13 protein-coding genes are annotated in these 17,252 nt (G+C 57.7%); 8 read left to right on the forward strand and 5 right to left on the reverse strand.

Annotated elements, in window-relative coordinates:
• The first annotated feature begins 9 nt into the window (after positions 1–9).
• The 5 genes from PQR40_RS26905 (at position 10) to PQR40_RS26925 (ending at position 6,297) form a co-directional block, all read left to right on the forward strand.
• A complete protein-coding gene (locus tag PQR40_RS26905) occupies positions 10–2,424 on the forward strand; it encodes a xanthine dehydrogenase family protein molybdopterin-binding subunit (protein WP_408510213.1) in 2,415 nt (804 codons plus the stop codon).
• Entirely contained in the window at positions 2,421–3,308 is an 888-nt protein-coding gene (locus PQR40_RS26910; protein ID WP_408510214.1) for an FAD binding domain-containing protein, read from the forward strand. Before PQR40_RS26905 ends, PQR40_RS26910 begins: the two co-directional genes overlap by 4 nt.
• Positions 3,295–3,783 carry a (2Fe-2S)-binding protein gene (locus PQR40_RS26915; RefSeq protein ID WP_408510215.1) on the forward strand — a complete coding sequence of 163 codons (489 nt, stop codon included), beginning with the start codon at positions 3,295–3,297 and terminating at the stop codon, positions 3,781–3,783. The genes PQR40_RS26910 and PQR40_RS26915 overlap by 14 nt, the downstream gene beginning before the upstream one ends.
• Positions 3,784–3,883: 100 nt before the next feature.
• Positions 3,884–5,449: a class I adenylate-forming enzyme family protein gene (locus PQR40_RS26920; protein ID WP_408510216.1), complete on the forward strand. Its 1,566-nt coding sequence runs from the start codon at positions 3,884–3,886 to the stop codon at positions 5,447–5,449.
• 239 nt (positions 5,450–5,688) lie between these two features.
• On the forward strand, positions 5,689–6,297 hold the full coding sequence (locus PQR40_RS26925) for an SRPBCC family protein (RefSeq protein WP_408237591.1): 609 nt from the start codon (positions 5,689–5,691) through the stop codon (positions 6,295–6,297).
• 26 nt (positions 6,298–6,323) lie between these two features.
• Here PQR40_RS26925 and PQR40_RS26930 read toward each other — a convergent pair whose 3' ends face one another.
• The 3 genes from PQR40_RS26930 to PQR40_RS26940 all read right to left on the reverse strand — a co-directional run bounded on the left by PQR40_RS26930 (position 6,324) and on the right by PQR40_RS26940 (position 10,555).
• Entirely contained in the window at positions 6,324–7,277 is a 954-nt protein-coding gene (locus PQR40_RS26930; protein WP_408510217.1) for a LysR substrate-binding domain-containing protein, read from the reverse strand.
• A gap of 393 nt (positions 7,278–7,670) precedes the next feature.
• Positions 7,671–8,801, reverse strand: coding sequence for a porin (locus tag PQR40_RS26935; RefSeq protein WP_408237585.1), 1,131 nt, complete (start codon positions 8,799–8,801; stop codon positions 7,671–7,673).
• Between the two features lie 503 nt (positions 8,802–9,304).
• A complete protein-coding gene (locus PQR40_RS26940) occupies positions 9,305–10,555 on the reverse strand; it encodes a thiolase C-terminal domain-containing protein (protein WP_408510218.1) in 1,251 nt (416 codons plus the stop codon).
• 323 nt (positions 10,556–10,878) lie between these two features.
• Between PQR40_RS26940 and PQR40_RS26945 the strand changes: the two genes are divergently transcribed.
• Together PQR40_RS26945 and PQR40_RS26950 are read left to right on the forward strand one after the other, a co-directional pair.
• Complete coding sequence (locus tag PQR40_RS26945) at positions 10,879–12,111, forward strand: CaiB/BaiF CoA transferase family protein (RefSeq protein ID WP_408341143.1); 1,233 nt, start codon at positions 10,879–10,881, stop codon at positions 12,109–12,111.
• 514 nt (positions 12,112–12,625) lie between these two features.
• Positions 12,626–13,762, forward strand: coding sequence for an MBL fold metallo-hydrolase (locus tag PQR40_RS26950; protein ID WP_408510219.1), 1,137 nt, complete (start codon positions 12,626–12,628; stop codon positions 13,760–13,762).
• Positions 13,763–13,832: 70 nt separating this feature from the next.
• Here the strand turns inward: PQR40_RS26950 and PQR40_RS26955 are convergent, their stop codons facing one another.
• Entirely contained in the window at positions 13,833–15,158 is a 1,326-nt protein-coding gene (locus PQR40_RS26955; RefSeq protein ID WP_408510220.1) for an MFS transporter, read from the reverse strand.
• A gap of 696 nt (positions 15,159–15,854) precedes the next feature.
• Here PQR40_RS26955 and PQR40_RS26960 point away from each other — a divergent pair.
• On the forward strand, positions 15,855–16,580 hold the full coding sequence (locus PQR40_RS26960) for a GntR family transcriptional regulator (protein ID WP_408237570.1): 726 nt from the start codon (positions 15,855–15,857) through the stop codon (positions 16,578–16,580).
• Positions 16,581–16,616: 36 nt separating this feature from the next.
• Here PQR40_RS26960 and PQR40_RS26965 read toward each other — a convergent pair whose 3' ends face one another.
• Positions 16,617–17,195, reverse strand: coding sequence for a Zn-ribbon domain-containing OB-fold protein (locus tag PQR40_RS26965; protein ID WP_408510221.1), 579 nt, complete (start codon positions 17,193–17,195; stop codon positions 16,617–16,619).
• Positions 17,196–17,252 lie beyond the last annotated feature (57 nt).

Genomic DNA, 17,252 nt, shown 5'->3' on the forward strand with positions numbered 1-17,252 from the left:
CGAGCTGACATGGTCTCAAATGACGCACCGTTCCCTCAGATAGAAGGCCGCCTGGAAGACCTGCGTCTTATATCCGGACGCGGCCGCTATATCGACGATCTTCCTGTCGGCCCACACACACTTCACGCGGCAATCGTCAGGAGTCCCCACGCCCACGCGCACATCACCGGCATCGACACGTCCGGCGCGCTTGCCACCGCAGGCGTCCGAGCCGTCTACACCGGAGCAGACATCGCGCGTGTGCTGGATGCGTTCCCGAATATCATCCGCGAAGCACCGCCCTATCGGGCGGTCGCCATCGATCGCGTCCGCTATGTGGGCGAACCCGTTGCCGTGGTTCTCGCACGAGATCGCTACGCGGCCGAGGACGGCGCGGGCGTGCTCGAGGTCACCTATGATCCATTACCGGTAGCTGTCGAAATCACCGAGGCGTGCCGCGAAGACGCCCCGCGGCTCCATGACTCGCTCGCGTCTAACATCGTCTGGTCGCAACGCTACCGCTACGGCGACCCAGATGCGGCTTTCGCCGCAGCCCACAAGATCGTCACCGTCGATCTGCACTTTCCGAAGTACAGCACCACTCCTCTCGAGACCTATGGCGTCATCGCCGAATATCTCGAGGAGACCGATAGCTATGTCATCAACGGCAACTTCCAGGGTCCGTTTTCGCTGATGCCCGTGATGGCGCGAGCGTTGCGCGTACCGGATTCCCGCATCCGGCTGATCGTTCCGCAGGATATCGGCGGAAGCTTCGGCAACAAGGCGATGATCTACCCCTACATGGCCTTGATCGCAGCCTGTGCCCGTCTTGTGGGCTACCCCGTCAAATGGATCGAGGATCGCAGCGAGCACCTGCTCGGTAGCGCCAGTGGAACTGACCGCAACTCGCACGTCGAGGCTGCCGTCAGCAGCGATGGGCGAGTTCATGCCATCCGTATGAACCTGCAGGAAAACGTCGGGGCCTATCTTCGCGCACCGGAACCGTCTTGCGTGATGCGTTCGCTTACGACCTTCTCCGGCCCTTACCGTATCGAAAGCGGCGAGATCGAAGCAGCGTGCGTCCTGACGAACAAACTGCCCACTGGGCTCAATCGAGGCTATGGCGGCCAGCAATATATGTTCACGCTGGAACGTCTGATGGATCGCATCGCCCTGGAAATGGGCATCGATCGCATCGAACTGCGCCGTCGGAATTTCCTCGCAAAGGAGGAGTTTCCTTATCGAACTACGACCGGAAGCCTGTATGACAGTGGCGATTACGCGGGTTGCCTCGACAAGGCACTGGAAATCGCGAACGAAGAAGGTTGGGAAGCCGAGCGCGATGCGTTGCGACGCGAGGGGCGGTTTGTAGGCATCGGCATCGCTACCGCAGTCCATTCCGCCGGCTCAAATATTGGCTATGTGACGCTGTCACTCACGCCGGAGGAGCGCTCCCGGCCAGGATACAACCCGAAGTCCGGAAGCGGCGACTTCGCCCAGATAGCGCTCGATCCATCCGGACGCCTGCGTGTCCAGGTCGGCACCGCCGGTTCCGGTCAGGGACATGCGACAACCGTGGCGCAAATTGTCGCTCGCGAATTTGGCCTTGCAGTGACAGACGTCGATGTCATTAACCGCATTGATACCGACGTCACGCCGTGGACGATCACCACTGGCTCGTATGCAAGCCGGTTTTCGGTGATGGTCGGTGGCGCGGTGCAACGCGCAACGCTGCGGCTTGCGAAGCAACTGCGGGTCATCGCAGGATATTTGATGAAGGCACCACCCGACGAGATCGTGATCAGCAACGGCAGGTTCTCATGGCCGGGGAGCGACAACACCTTGTCGCTCCGGCAAATCGCAGGTGCGGTTCAGTGGAATCGCGGTGACTTCCCGCCCGGCGCCGATATCCAGCTCCACGTCAGCGAAAGCTACACCGCCCCGAACCTCGCCTCGCCTGACTCGCAAAACCGGGTCAATTCTGCGGCGACCTACGGCTTCATGGCTGATCTCGCAATGGTCGAGATCGATCCTGAGACATTCATTCCGCGCGTGAGGAGGTACATCGCCATGCACGACGTGGGACGAGCGATCAATCCACAACTGATTCACGGTCAAATTGCCGGCGGCATTGTGCATGGTATCGGAGGCGCGTTGTATGAACACCTCGACTACGACGAAGGCGGCCAGATGCTCTCTGCGTCCTTCATGGATTATCTATGCCCCACCGCCTCCGAAGCACCGTTGATGTCGATCGGCCATCATGGCGCCCCTTCCCCTTTCACGGAGTTGGGGGTGAAGGGCTGCGGTGAAAACAGCGCCATGTCGGGACCCGCCGCCATTGCGAGCGCGATCGATGATGCACTGACTCAGTACCGGATCTTCACCCATTCTCTGCCAGTCACGCCCGCAGCACTGTGGACACAGATCTCGGAGGCTTCGTGAAACCTGCGCCGTTCAAATTCGTACAGCCAGCGGACGAGGATGCGGTGGTCGCAGCACTCGCCGAATATGGCGACGACGCATGCTTGCTGGCGGGTGGTCAGAGCCTAGTCCCAATGATGAATTTTCGCATCGTCTCGCCGGCGGTGCTGATCGATCTGAACGTATTGCCGACGCTGGATTTCGTCAGGTCAGACGGTGACATTCTGCAGATCGGCGCGCTAACACGGCACGCTGCCGTTGAGGACTCCGCGACCATCGCATCGACTTGCCCCCTGTTGCGCGATGCGGCGCGCCACGTGGCCCACCGCACGGTGCGTCACCGCGGCACGCTGGGCGGTACCCTGGCACTGGCCTATCCAGGCGCGGAAATGCCGCTCGCCCTCGTGGCCCTGGGCGCTGAGGTCGAACTGCGATCGACAGGTGGAGCCCGTACCACGCCGGTTGCCGACTTTATCCAGGGCGGCCTCGATACGACCCGCAAGGACGATGAATATATACGGTCAGTTCGCGTTCACGTGCCGCCGGTGTCGAGCAGATCCAGCTTTGTCGAAGTCTCCCGCCGCCACGGCGATTTCGCGATTGCCGCCGCGGCTGTCGTACTGGACATCGCACCCGACGGACGCATCTCTTTCATCCGGGCGGCGATAGCCGGCGGCACTGGAGCGCCAAGGCGGCTCGCCGGGCTGGAGTCGGCGCTACTAGGCGGACGTGCGCTCGGCTCGGCCCAGGAGACCTCGGCCATTCGAGAGGCCGTCGAGAGCATCGAGATCGACGGCGATCCTCACTATCCCGAGGCCTACCGCCGTCACCTCCTGAACACTGTACTGCGGCGCGCCTTTGCGAATGCGTCGCATCAAAAGGAGTTATCTGATGCCAGTAACTGACAAACTCGACATCGCGATTACCGTGAATGGGCAGGCGCGCTCAGGTGTCGCCGAGCCTCGCACGCTCCTGTCCGACTTCCTCCGTTACGAGCTCGGCCTGACCGGTGTACACGTGGGCTGCGAACACGGTGTGTGCGGCGCCTGCACCGTTCTTCTTGACGGTGTCACGGTGCGCTCCTGCCTGCTATTCGCTGTCCAGGCCGAAGGCCACGAGCTGACGACGGTGGAAGGTCTCGCAGAGGCGGGACAACTCCATCCGGTTCAGGATGCGTTCCGCCGCAAGCATGGCCTGCAGTGCGGATTCTGCACGCCAGGTATGGTTTTGACCGCCGTCGACCTTCTGCGACGCCAGCCGGTGCAAACCGAGCAAAGCGTCCGCGAAGGAATGTCGGGCAATCTCTGCCGATGTACTGGCTATGACGGCATCGTCGCTGCGGTACTCGACGCGGCAGAAATACTCCAGGAAAAAAAGTAAAGACGAACTCTTCAAATAATCCTCGGCACTCCGGCCCCACGTTAAACATAGCGGGCTTGCATGCTAAGGACGGAACATATCTACCGCAAGGACTAAAGGCATGAATATCGGCTCGACGCTCACGCAGGCAGCGGCTGCGCATCCGGATCACATCGCGATCATCCACGGCGACAAGACACTCAGCTACCGGGCGTTCAACGAGCGCGCCAACAGGCTGGCCTCGCAATTCCGCGCGCTCGGTATTCGCCCGGGAGACCGGGTCGGCATTCTGCAGCGCAACGGCCCCGAGTTGCTCGAAACCCTGTTCGCCACGTTCAAGGCAGGTGCCGTGGCGGTACCGATCAACGCGCGCTCGCACCCGAAAGAATATGCATACATCCTCGAGAATTCAGGCTGTAGCGCAGTTGTCTTCCAGGAGGATTTCGTAGCGGGTCTCGATACGGTACGCCACGCGTTGCCTGATCTCTGCATCTTCATCGCCATTGGTGCGGCCTCGACCTGGTCGACGCCCTACGAGAACCTCGTCGCAAGTGGCGATCCGGCCGACGCCGACGTCGATTGCGCGCCGCACGACCTCGCCTGGCTGTTCTATACGTCGGGTACGACAGGCAAGCCTAAAGGCGCCATGAACTGCCACGCCAATCTTCAGTTCATGTCCGACCATTACCCTCGCGAGGTTTACCAACTCGGCCCGCATGACGTTGTGCTGCACCCAGGCCCGCTCACCCACGGCAGCGGCCTGTGGTCGATTCCAATTACTGCAGGCGCTGGCACCCATCTCATTCCGAGCGGCACGAGCTTCGATCCGGACGAGATTTTCAGGCTGATCGAGAAACACCGGGTGACGAAGATCGCTTTCATTGCGCCGACCATGATAACCATGCTCCTCAACGCGCCAACCATCGATCGCCACGACCTTTCATCACTGCGCTTCCTTGGCTACGGCGGCGCGCCCATGTATGTGGAAGATCTCAAGCGCGCCATCCAGCAATGGGGACCGATCCTTTGCCAGGTCTACGGTCAGGGCGAATCTCCAATGACCATCTCGCTGCTTAAGCGCGAGGATCATAAATTGCCCGGCGATCCCGCTGCCGAACGCCGTCTCGCGTCAGCGGGACGAGTCCGCGAAGACATCGAACTCGCCATTCTGGACGAAGCAGATCATGAAGTCCCCGAGGGTGAAATCGGTGAGATCGCGATACGTGGTGAAATCGTGATGCGTGGTTACTGGAACATGCCGGAAGCCACGGCCGAAGTATTCAAGGGCGGCTGGTATCACTCAGGCGACCTCGGCATGCGAGACGCCGATGGTTATGTCTTCCTTCTCGATCGCAAGAAAGAGATGATCATTTCCGGCGGCGCGAATGTGTATCCTCGCGAACTCGAAGAGGTCTTCCTTTTGCACCCGGGCGTACTCGAGGTAGCCGTGATCGGTATTCCGGATCGTCTGTGGGGCGAATCCGTTATGGCTGTGGTGCGCCCCCGCCCTGGGGCGTCCCCGACAGAGGGCGAACTCCTCACGCTCTGCCGGGAGCATCTGGCTGGTTACAAGAAGCCTCGTTTCATCCGGTACCAGGATGATCTGCCCAAGAACAGCTACGGCAAGATTCTGAAGCGGGAACTCAAGCAGTCCATTCTGGCGGAAATACCGAAGGTGGCCACTTGAATGCTGCTGTCGTCGAGACAAACTTCGCCGGCATAGGTATTGGCATAGCAAGCGCGTGCATACTCATTTGTTCACTCAGCGTTGAAGAGGGCGACTCGCTGCCAGAACGCGGCGCGATGGGCCGTCACTGAAGTGATCAGCGTCGACTGGGCTCCCGCATTCGATGCCTCACCGAAAAAGCGCTTTGTTCAACACCGCACTGTAGGTACGCGTGTTGTCCCCAACAAAAGGAGAACCATATGGAAATGACCGGTGAACAGGTTTTACAATTGCCACGCGAACGGGTATGGGCGGCACTAAACGATCCAGAAATACTGCGTGCGTCTGTGCCTGGCTGCGAATCGCTAGAACTTATCGAAGAAAATCAATACAAGGTGGTAATGGCTGCGGCGGTCGGCCCAATCAAGGCACGTTTCAATGGCAAGCTGATTTTGACCGATCTGCACGCGCCCGAGTCGTATTCGCTGACGTTCGAAGGTTCAGGGGGCGCCGCTGGCTTTGGCAAGGGCAGCGCGCAGGTAAATCTTAAACCCGATGGTGATAGCACAAGACTCTCGTACCGCGCGAATATGCAAGTGGGTGGCCGTCTTGCCCAGTTGGGCGCGCGTTTGATCGACGGCGTCGCCAGAAAGATGGCCGAAGAATTTTTTGGTCAATTCACCGCTGCAATCATGGAGCCAGCCAGCGCAGAGGCCGACGTACCGCACCAAGATGCCGGCGCGCCACCACTCGCTGCGCCGATGCGGCAACCCGTTGAGGAAGTGCCGTCACGCGGGGCCCGCACCTGGTTGTGGGGGATTGGACTTGTCGTGGTGGTCGCCGCAGTGGCGGTTTACAGTTTGCACTGACGCTCGGATGGTAAATGAACGCAAATTCAACGCGCGCGGCTGTGGGCCACGTTCAGAGGTGGCTCGTCAGGCTCACCGTTTGCCGCGTCACCCGGAATTGCAAATTGTTGCTTCAACCATTCTCGCAAGCACTGAATGGCCATTTCACGCGGACTATCTTCCTGCCAGACGAAGTAATAGTCGAGGTGCGATTGAATCTGGACCATTCCAACGCGGACCAGCGCGCCATTTTCTAAAAATGGATGCGCTAGCTGCTGACGCATCTGCGCGACACCTAATCCCGCAATCGCGGCATTCAGCAACGACGAAGCGTCGCTGAAAGTGGGACCGGACTTCGGTCTTCTGTCGCCAAGTCCTGCCGCCTGAAAGAAATCACTCCATGAACGTCGACTGAAATGAAGAAGCGGAACCTCAGGCAGATGATCCAATGTAAGCGGAGCATGTTCTGCCATGAATTCCGGGCTACATACAGCGATCACCTGGTCTTGCAAAAACACCTCCGACCGGAAACCTTCCCGGTCGATCCGGCGATGCCATATGCCTAGGTCCACGGCGTGTGGATCCGGCGGGACGAGGTCGTTATGCACCGTCATCGACAGATCGATATCAGGGTATCGATTCGAGAAATCCGCCAGTCGCGGTATTAGCCATACATTCGCAAAATCCGCCATGACACTTATGTTGAGCTGTCTTCGCAGCGGTGCGCCTCGCGATGCGGCGTCATTGAGTGCTGCGTCGATTTCTGCAAGACCGTGGCGCAGCCGCTCCGCAAGTTGCGAACACACTGGCGTCGGGATTACTTCAGACCCCACGCGGAAGAAGAGCGTATTGTCGAGCAGCGCTTCCAGTTGCCGAATTTGATGACTTACCGCGCTGTGCGTGACGTTGAGCTCGTCTGCGGCCAACGAAAAACTCTGATGCCTCACCGCCGACTCCAAGGCACGAAGTGCAGCGATGTTCGGCCGTAATGTCGCTTTCAAGTTGTCTCCATTTAGTACGTCACAACAAGCGCCAAGGAACCGCGGCGAGATGACCGCTTCATACGGTTGTTATAGAGGTCACTTGGGAAATCTGTCACGAACTGGCGTGCCTTCGACCGTACCTCTCAATTGGACACTTCCACGTAAATTATTGCGCCGCAGCACGCCGCAAAGTTATGTCCTTGAATAAGGTTTGCGCGCGCAAGCTAATCTCGATGAGAGCGACTTAGCCATTGCCGAACCTTGAACTTGGCACGCACCACGCCGATGTCTTGGCCCGGCGCGCCCCATGTCGTTCAACTTTAACCACAGATACATTGTTAGCGAAATTCCGGTTTACGCCGACCGGAGATCGCTATCGACCGTTTCCACTCATCTGCCACTTGATGGGAATCAGAACTTGTGGCGCATACCGATCCGCGCCACCACTTGCCCAGTAGTGCTCGATTGCTGTCCCACGATCCCCTGATAGATATCGGCGTTTGCACCGCCTGAGGCCTTTTGATAGGCGGCCATCAAATATACGTCAGTACGTTTTGACAACGCATAATCGACAAACAGGTTGAACTGATTGTACTTCGGCCTGGCATTGTTGAAGTCCACCTTGCCCTCAGTAAAGGTATATCCGCCGCCAACTGATGCTACCGGAGTAACGTAGTAAAGAGCCCAAGTCTCGTAGCTATCAAAAGAAACGGTGTTTCCAACAATGCCGTCCGCATTGTCAAATCGTACGGTAGAGTAATTTAGAGCGAGTTGTAGTGCGCCTAGCGTGTACGTTCCCCCTGCACTAATCGTTTGCATGTTCCGGGGGTTCCCGACGTATCCAAAAGTGCCTTCACCATTCGATACCCCCGGTGCGCCGTTCGGCTGGAAATTTCCATCCGGGAATTGTTGTGCGGGGTTAAGTGCATAAAAATAGCCGGCAGCCAGATAAAGCGGCCCATTAACGTAGCTCAGAGCCGCCGCTATCGTGCTGTTCCCGCGAAAGTTCCCTGCAAGACCACCGAATGCATACATGCCCTCCGCCGTCAGACCGTTCCACGTAGGCGTCACGTACTTCACCGCATTATTGACACGGAACGCATTGTCGGTATTGTCGATGTCGCTTGGATGGGCAAAAAACGGGCCTGCGTGACCGTTGAAGGTAGTTGTCTGAACCATGTCCACTACAGGATCATATTGCCGCCCCAGCGTCAAAGTCCCCCAAGTTGGATTCGTAACTCCGACGAAACTTTGCCGCCCGAATTCCAACCCTCCCTGCCCGAGTTTTCCAGTGAAGCCATTAAAGCCATTCTCCAACGTAGCGATGACCTTTGTTCCCCCTCCAATGTCTTCAATGACTCTCAGTCCCCATCGGTTCGCTTGCGCAATTCCGCTTTGAGCCTGTACAAGGCTTTTCCCGGCAGAATTGTTCGTATACGTTATGCCAGCATCTACAATGCCAAACAAAGCAATGCTGTTCTGAGCGAAAGTGGATATGGGAAAAGCGCTGAGAAACGCTATGGTCAGCAGTGTTTTTTTCATGTTGACGATCTCCGGATATAGATTTTTTGTTTACAAAAACTTGTCATCTCCATCAATTTAATATTATGTATTACTAATCAAAATGATGATTCGAGAATAGTTTTTCGATATATCACTAGCATTAGCGAGACCGTAGCGAGCCCGACAATCCGCATCGGGTGCGCGTCTAGCAGACACGTCATCGACTGCACCCTGTTGCTTTCAATCCTCTGTCAGAACTGCAAAACGGAAATCATCTCTCCGTCGATATCGGTGAGCAAATCAGCAAGACCGTTTTCTTTTGATACCCCTGGTCCTTACATCACTCTAGGAGCGGTGCGGATCAATCCGCGTCCAATAGTTGACGCCTACTGTTCCCACATTGATGTTTCTTTCAACTCTATGAACCCGAAGCGCATCCGTGGCTGCACACCGTATGCGGCCAAGCCGTATTGCGAGTCGTTGCCTACGGAAATAGTCTGCCCCTCTCTGTAAACGGTATGACTACACCCGCCTCTGTGGGGTCAGCCGCGGCACATCACCACGGCGGAAGTGATCTGCGGGCCTGCCCATCCCAGATTTGCGGTGACGTCGACTTGCTTGACCTGGCGGCAACCACCTTCGCTGTAGTCATAGGTATGCTGCCGTTTGCCATCCCGGCCGATTGGACAGGTGTCGTCGGCGTCATGCCGCAACTGCCTCACGTTTTCGATTACCAGGCTGACGCCATGCGTGTAACCCTCACACAGTTGGCCGCCGCTCGTATTGTTGGGACGACGCCCGTCCAAGCGCATTGTCCCGTCGCTGACGTAGTCACCACCTTCCCCCGGCTTGCAAAACCCGTAAGCCTCTAACTGCATGAGAGTCGTAAACGTGAAGGCATCATAGGCGCCGGTCACATCGACGTGCTGAGGGCCGACGCCGGCATTCCGCCACAAAATGTCGCGGGCAAAATACCCCGCAGCCATGGAGACGGGTCCGGTCTGATAATGCATATCCACTCTCGGCTTGCAACATCGCCCCACAACACCACTGATCAGCACCAACGGGTGCCGGCAGTCCCTTGCCCGTTCTGCGCTTGTCACGATAATGGCGACGCCGTTGTCGGTCTCGACGCAACAGTCGAGGAGGTGGATCGGAGCGCAAATGAGTCTACTGTCGAGCACGTCGGCCACCGAGACCCTTTTGCGATAGAGCGCCTTCGGATTATTGGAGGCGTGCTCACTGTGGATAACCTTGACTGCCGCGACCTGCTCCGGCCGCGTGCCGTAGTCGTGCATGTGCCGGATGAAGGTGGGGCTGAACATCTGCGCCGGCGAGTACCAACCATAAGGCCGGGAATGCATCATGTCGCCTGTGACTGGTATCGCAGAGCGCGCACCCGTGCCGCCCATGCGAATCTCGGAATAACCATTCATAGCGCGAAATATAGCGACGGCCTTGCACAGACCGGCTTCGATGACCCCGCACGCAATGCCGATCAACGCTTCTATCGAAGAACCACCGCCGAAAACGTCCATGTGGAAATTGAGGCGGATTCCGACATCGCTGGCGACCGCAGTCGAGAATGCCGAATCGTTGAACTGATAGGACAACATGCCGTCGACATCCCCCGGCTCCAGGCCGGCGTCGGAAATTGCCTTTCGGACGGCTTCGGCGCCGAGCCTCCGCGTGGTCTTTCCTGCACCCCGAACATAGGCGGTCTCGCCTACTCCAGCGACGGCGTATTTGTTGCGCATGGCTTTGGCGGTTTCGACTTCAGCCTCAATCGTCATGATGTCTCCTCTCCTACGTCAGTCAGAATATTGCGTGCAGCATACTAGTTTAAGCATCTCACCAACCTATCATTCATAGCCCGAACCACGGCAAACGCACATCAAAACAAGCGTGGGCACGCACGTGTATAGTATTTCTACAGTTAGCAGACTGCATTCGCAACGATGATACTGATCTGCTCGCCCAGCAGCGTCCTTGCGCAGTAGCGTGTAGTATGCCACACTGCACATGTATGCAGCATACTAGTTACCCAGGTATACTACGGACCTACGAATCAAACGAAGACCTCGAGTACAACATATCAGTGAGAAGGAGACGCCGAATGCAACAAACCAGTGAGAAAGAAAGTGCGGGCACAAACTCGCCGTCACCCAAAGCCGTTTTCGAAGGAATCCGTGTGCTGGATGTCGGTCATATCGTCGCCGGCCCCCTCGCCGCGTCCGTCATGGCCGATTTCGGCGCGGAAGTGCTGAAAATCGAAATGCCGAAAGTTGGGGATCCGCTCCGGAAGATGCATCCGAAGGACGGCGTCGGGCTCTACTTCAAGGTACAGGCCCGCAACAAAAAATCGATCACACTGAATCTGAAGTCGCCTGAGGGCGTCGAGATTTTCAAACAGCTCGTCGCGGAATCCGACGTGGTGGTCGAGAATTATCGCCCTGGCGTTATGGAGCGACTGGGGCTGGGATGGGACACTCTATCGTCAATCAACCCGCGAATTGTGTTCTGCCGGTTGTCGAGCTACGGCCAAACCGGCGTCAACAAGGACCGCCGCGCCTATGGACGTATCGGTGAAGCATTCGGCGGTTTCGCCCATCTGACAGGCGAGGCAGACGGCCCTCCCATGCATTCGACGATGGCACTTGGCGACACCGTAGCGGGCGTTTGGGCCGCAATGGGCGTAATGATGGCGCTGTACTGGCGCGACGCCCAAGGCGGCGGGGTCGGCCAGGTGATTGACATCGGTCTTTACGAAGGCATTTACAGGCAGATCGAACAGCAAATCATTGTTGCCGATCAGTTTGGCGCGCCGATCTCGCGTGCCGGCAATTTCCACCGAAATATCCCTTACACAGGGTCTTTCAAGACCAAGGACAATCGCTACTACACATTTTCAGCATTCACTGATAAAAGCGCCGTGGACGTGCTCCGTGCCATGGGCATGGAAGAGGACTCGCGCTTCAACACGTGGGATGGATGCTTGGAGAATCACGAGGCGTTTATGAAAGAGGTCACCACCTGGATGGCTGAGCGGAACCTGGACGATATCGATGCCCTATTCGCCAAGTACCTGGCGGCTGGCGCTGCCGTGAAAAACGGATACGACCTTCTCACCGATCCGCATATTGCTGAACGGGAAATGATAATTGCGCTCGACGATGACGAATTGGGACCTGTTCGAATGCAAGGTGTGGTTCCCAAACTATCGAAATCGCCAGGCAAGGTCGTTCACACCGGGCCGCGACTCGGTTCGTCTAACGAGGCTATTTACGAAGGGCTGCTCGGCATCAGCAAAGACGAGATCGAGCGTCTACGGAATTCCGGCGTGATATGAGTTACTGGCGTCCAAATTGCTCCGGACATCTGGCAACAAACGTGACCAGTTGTGTGATGGTTGATGTATTCGCGACGGAAGCATTGGTAGAGAATTTTATTGCTTAAGCCAGGTTTGAAGTCGAATGGGCTCGGGTGATCCCGACTTGTTTTTTCGCCGTATTCGCCGTCACATACGACAGTCAAAAAGTGAAGTGTCCAGGCTCTGATCGAGTAGCTCTGACAAGACGTCGGCAACGCCGGCGTCTTGCTGTGCCCTCAGCGCCTCGCATAGCTGGCCGGTCTTTACGTACGTCCTCCACCAAAATCCGCGCTGCTCCTCCGGAATGCCGAGGTGCTTTTCCGTATTCCCCCAGACACGCAAGTTGATAGGGTGTATCGCGTAGACGATTCCTATCGCCAACGGCCGCCGGTACGCTAGGTTGCTTGTAGCAGTCGAAAAAAGGGGGCTTCGGGACAGGTATCCGCGTCATCAAGTAACAGCGCACACGCGCCCAGGTCAAACTGGCTACATCATGAGCGACGAAACTCTCACCCCCCCTTCAAAAGACAGGCCCATCCTGGATTATCCATGCGGCGAAGCACCGGCACCGGGCATGGCCAGCGAGGTTGCTCCCGGTGTGTTGTGGATACGCATGCCGATGCCGCTCGGGCTCAATCACATCAATCTGTGGGCACTGCGCGATGACGACGGTTGGGCGGCCGTCGATGCCGGCCTGCAAACTAGCGACACCGCTGCAGCCTGGCGCAAATTGTTTGCCGACGATGGTGCTATGGCACAGAGCAGGCTGACGCGCCTCTTCGCTACTCACATGCATCCTGACCATATCGGCATGGCAGGCTGGCTCACACACAAATTCGGTTGCCGGCTGTGGATGACCAGGCTTGAATATCTGATGTGCCGGGTCCTCGCGGCAGACAGCGGGCGTGGGGCACCGGATGACGGTGTGCGCTTCTACCAGCGAGCGGGTTGGGACAACGACGCAATCGAAACCTATCGGGCCCGCTTTGGCGGCTTTGGCAAGTTTGTTCACGCTTTACCGGATAGCTACCGTCGGTTGCATGATGGCGAGTTGCTGGACATCGGGGGGCGCCAGTGGCAAGTGGTGATCGGTAATGGGCACTCACCTGAGCACGCCTGCTTCTACTGTCCGGAGTTGAAACTATTGATCTCGGGGGACCAGGTTCTGCCGCGGATATCTTCAAACGTATCGGTTTTCCCAACCGAACCGGATGCCGATCCTATGGCCGACTGGTTATCATCTCTTAATAAGCTAAGGCAATTGATTCCAGATGACGTGCTCGTGCTACCTGCACACAACGAGCCGTTCCGGGGGCTTCATGCCCGCCTGGAATACTTGACCCGCAGTCAGCATACAGCGCTCGATCGGCTACGGCGTGCGCTAGTACAACCGAAGCGCGCAGTGGATGTGTTCGAACAGCTTTTCTCCCGCCCTATAGGATCTGAGCCGGCGTTGCTCGGCATGGCCACCGGTGAGAGCATCGCACACCTGAACTATCTTGTGCATCGAGGCGAAGCCGAGAAAGAACTCGCCCCGGATGGCTGCACATGGTATCAGTTGAAACAGCATGATATTGCGAAGCCGCTGCCGCTGAGTTGCGGGAATTGGAACTCAGATAAAGCACATTGAGCGCAGCCGGTATCGTCCCGCGACACCCGCGCTGCCCCCTATCAAAGACTTCGCATCCTTGAGATTATGATCACTGCCCTGCTTCAATCCCAAAGCGAGCCCTGACCCGCACACCGTTCGCTGCAACCGCACACCCAGCAATTGCTGCAGGCACGATGCCCGCCAGAAAGATCTCTGCTATCGACCACTGCGCCTGGAGCATGACTCCACCCAAAAGCGAACCGACGATTGCGCCGCCTCGGCCGATACCCAAACCCCATCCAAGACCGGTTGCGCGTGCAGTTGTTGGGTAGAATGCAGTCGCAAACATGTTAAGGCCGATCTGTACGCCAATGATGCAGAAACCCATCGCGAATGCCAGTGCCATCGTGGAGCCATAGTCGACGCTTCCTTTGGCCAACATTAGGCTCGCGCCGATGAAAATCACAAACTCAGCCATCATCACTGGAGAGGCGCCGCAAAATCGTGCCATCCGCTTTTGCATGAGACCGCCGGCAATCGCCCCCGCACTGAAAAATGCGATGGATCGCGCACCCGCTCCGGGCGGCAAGCCTATAGAACCAAGCAACGACGGTAGCCAATTGACGATGAAGTACGCGATCAGCATATTCATGAAATACGTGAGCCATAACAGCGCCGTCGTCGGGGCACGCCCGTCAGTAAAAAGTTCGCTGACCGGACTCCGGTTGGTAGGGCCGACCGATTTCAACCTCCTGAGCTCTTCGTCCGTGACATCGCGCGAATAGACCCGGCGGAACACTTTTTCGATCAACCGGGCGTCTGCCTTTCGTGCCACAAGAAAGCTAAGTGACTCGGGCAGCAAGGAAACGAGAAAGATTGCGATGAGCAACGGAACGATGCCGCCAAGCACAAAGAGCGGTTGCCACCCCCATCTAGGCAGTATTGCTCCCGCCGCAAGCCCACCAAGGAGACCGCCTACCGGTACGCACGTGCCGATAACCGACACCGTAAACCCGGCAAGGCGTCGGGGCGAATACTCAGCAGACAGCGCTACTGTAGTCGGCATCGCGCCGCCAAGTCCAAGCCCCGTAAGAAAACGAAAAATGACAAGCTGATCTAACGAAGTAGCTCTGATGGTTAAAAGCGAACAGATTCCAAACAACAGCGTCGAAGCGATAAGCGGTTTCTTGCGCCCCCAGCAGTCCGCGATGGGTCCAATTGCAATAGCGCCAATACCGAGCCCCAAAAAGCTCGCGCTAAACATTGGTCCCAATGCACTGACCGGCACAGAGAAGTGGCGCGCGAGCGACGGAGCCAAGGCGCCGACCATCTGTAAATCAAAACCGTCGAGTAAAGTAACGAGCGCGCACAACGCTACTGTTCCTAGCGTGCGGAAGTTGTGTCGCTCGTACGCAATCTCCGAAATAGAAGCCATGATGTCTCCGATAATGTTTTAGTTAGTGGGCAAAGCGCGGCAACGTTGCGCAAGGCCTTACGCGGGATGATCGGCCGTCCGTCCGCCGGGAGGAAACGAAGATTTTTCATGTCCGACGTGAGAAATTCTCGTTTGCCGAGGCGAAACCGCCATCCTTTCGATTACGTCCCCAAACGATGAGATGACGAAGGCGTCAATCTCGATTACAAACATCGCGATCACTGCCACAGCAACGCGCGATGCACCACACCACCGACAATGACCAACAACCGGCGCCTGAGACGACAACGCAAAGTTGATCGAGATTGAGTACCTGGACGACGGCGACTTTCCTCCAAAATTCGCCAACCAGGGGCCGTGCGGCAAGCAGCAACAGCATGCGCGTGAGAAACTACCGCTCGTCCCCCTCCAGTCGAAAGCGTGACGAGTGGCCCAACCGCGCCCTTGCACGGTAGAGAGGGGTATGCCACAATCACGCCGAATGCAACATACTAGTTAGCGAGAGCGAATCAGTTCGCACGAGTCCGCTGTCCCAGAACACCGTTATGGATGGCATACGCGCCAAGACCGCGCCACTCTCTGCGTCCATACCGGCCGTTTTGGCGCCGACGGGCGCGCGGGCCGACTCCACCAAAATACGCCTTGCAGGGTCCTTCAGGACCGAGACCAATCGCTACTATCCACTGGCAGGTTGACATGTTTTCAGTATCCCGACCCCTTTCGTTGCGGTCCCAGGCGCTCGAGCAAATCCGGCGCAATATCATCACTGGCGTGCTACCGGCCGGGGAGCTCTACTCCGAACAAAGCCTTGCCGACAAGATGGGCGTATCCCGCAGTCCGGTGCGGGAAGCGCTACTACAACTCGCCTCCGAGGGACTCGTTGAACTAATCCCGCACCGAGGCGTCAGAATCGCCCTGATCGACCCCGCATACCTGACCTACATACTCGAGTTCCGGGCGGCAATCGACGGCTACTGTGCAAGGACGCTTGCGTCCAATCCCCGCCGCAAGGTGCTGGAAAAGCTCGACGCAGAACTCGCCCGCCAGCGGGACCTCATCGCTGCCGGGAACTGGGAATCCTGGCCTGACGCGAACATGGATTTCCACTCCGTCCTTGCGCGCAGCGTCGGAAATCCGTTGATGGAAAGCGCCATCGCGGAGCTCGGCAGTCATATGATGAGACTGGGATTCCTGATACACGGCCAGCACGACCAGATACGCGAAAACTTCGCTGCACACACGGCGATCGTTGATGCCATCCGGAAAGGTGACCCCGCGACGGCGCAAGCCTTGGCATGCGAGCATCTTCAAAGCACCGAAGAATTGATAAAGCGCCATTTCGGGAAGCCCGATGACTCTGCCGGCAAACCCAGTACCAAGCGGTTATTGCGCGACAGAAAGGTTTCTGCCGACGCCGTCTGAGCGAATCTCCGCTCAAGCGAGCACCAGCGCACAGACTTATTCCCCGACAGACCCGATAACGCCCGCAGCATCCCAGCGCCACGGACGGACGGCTGACCGGCTCGCATCTTCATCGATCGTCCATTGCGGCAGCGAAAGACCAGGGGCGACGTCGGTGAAGACAAGCCGCACTCGGGTGCGGATACCCAACTTGGCAATCTCGGCGGGCGAAGCGAGCCTGCCCTCCCCGTCCACTAGATTTCCGACTACCCGCAACGCTTCCTGAGCGCTCGGCCGTCCCTTCTGCACGTCAAGATCGACAATCGCCACCAAGTACGGCAGGCTTTCAGCAAACCCCGGCTGAATTGCCTTATAAATTTCGGTATACGAATGAACTTCACCTCGCCCATCGACTTCGGACCACTCTGATTCCGGACACGCACACCACGGGCAACCTGGCATCGGAGGGTACCTCAGCAACTGACAGCCGCAACATCGCTGCAAGTGGAAGTGGTGCGATGCGCAGTACCGGAAATAAGTCAGGTTCTCGACATCAAGCTCGGAGAGCCGCAGTGACATGCCGAGATACTCCGCCTGAATCGGGGCCGGCGCGCCCCCCGCGCGGAAGTCAGCCATGGCGCGTCACACCTGTAGAGATGGCCTGTCCGGCCGTCGGTCCGAGTGCGGTCGCGG

The sequence above is a fragment of the Paraburkholderia sediminicola genome, assembly GCF_046026855.1.
GTDB classification, from domain to species: Bacteria; Pseudomonadota; Gammaproteobacteria; order Burkholderiales; family Burkholderiaceae; genus Paraburkholderia; species Paraburkholderia sediminicola_A.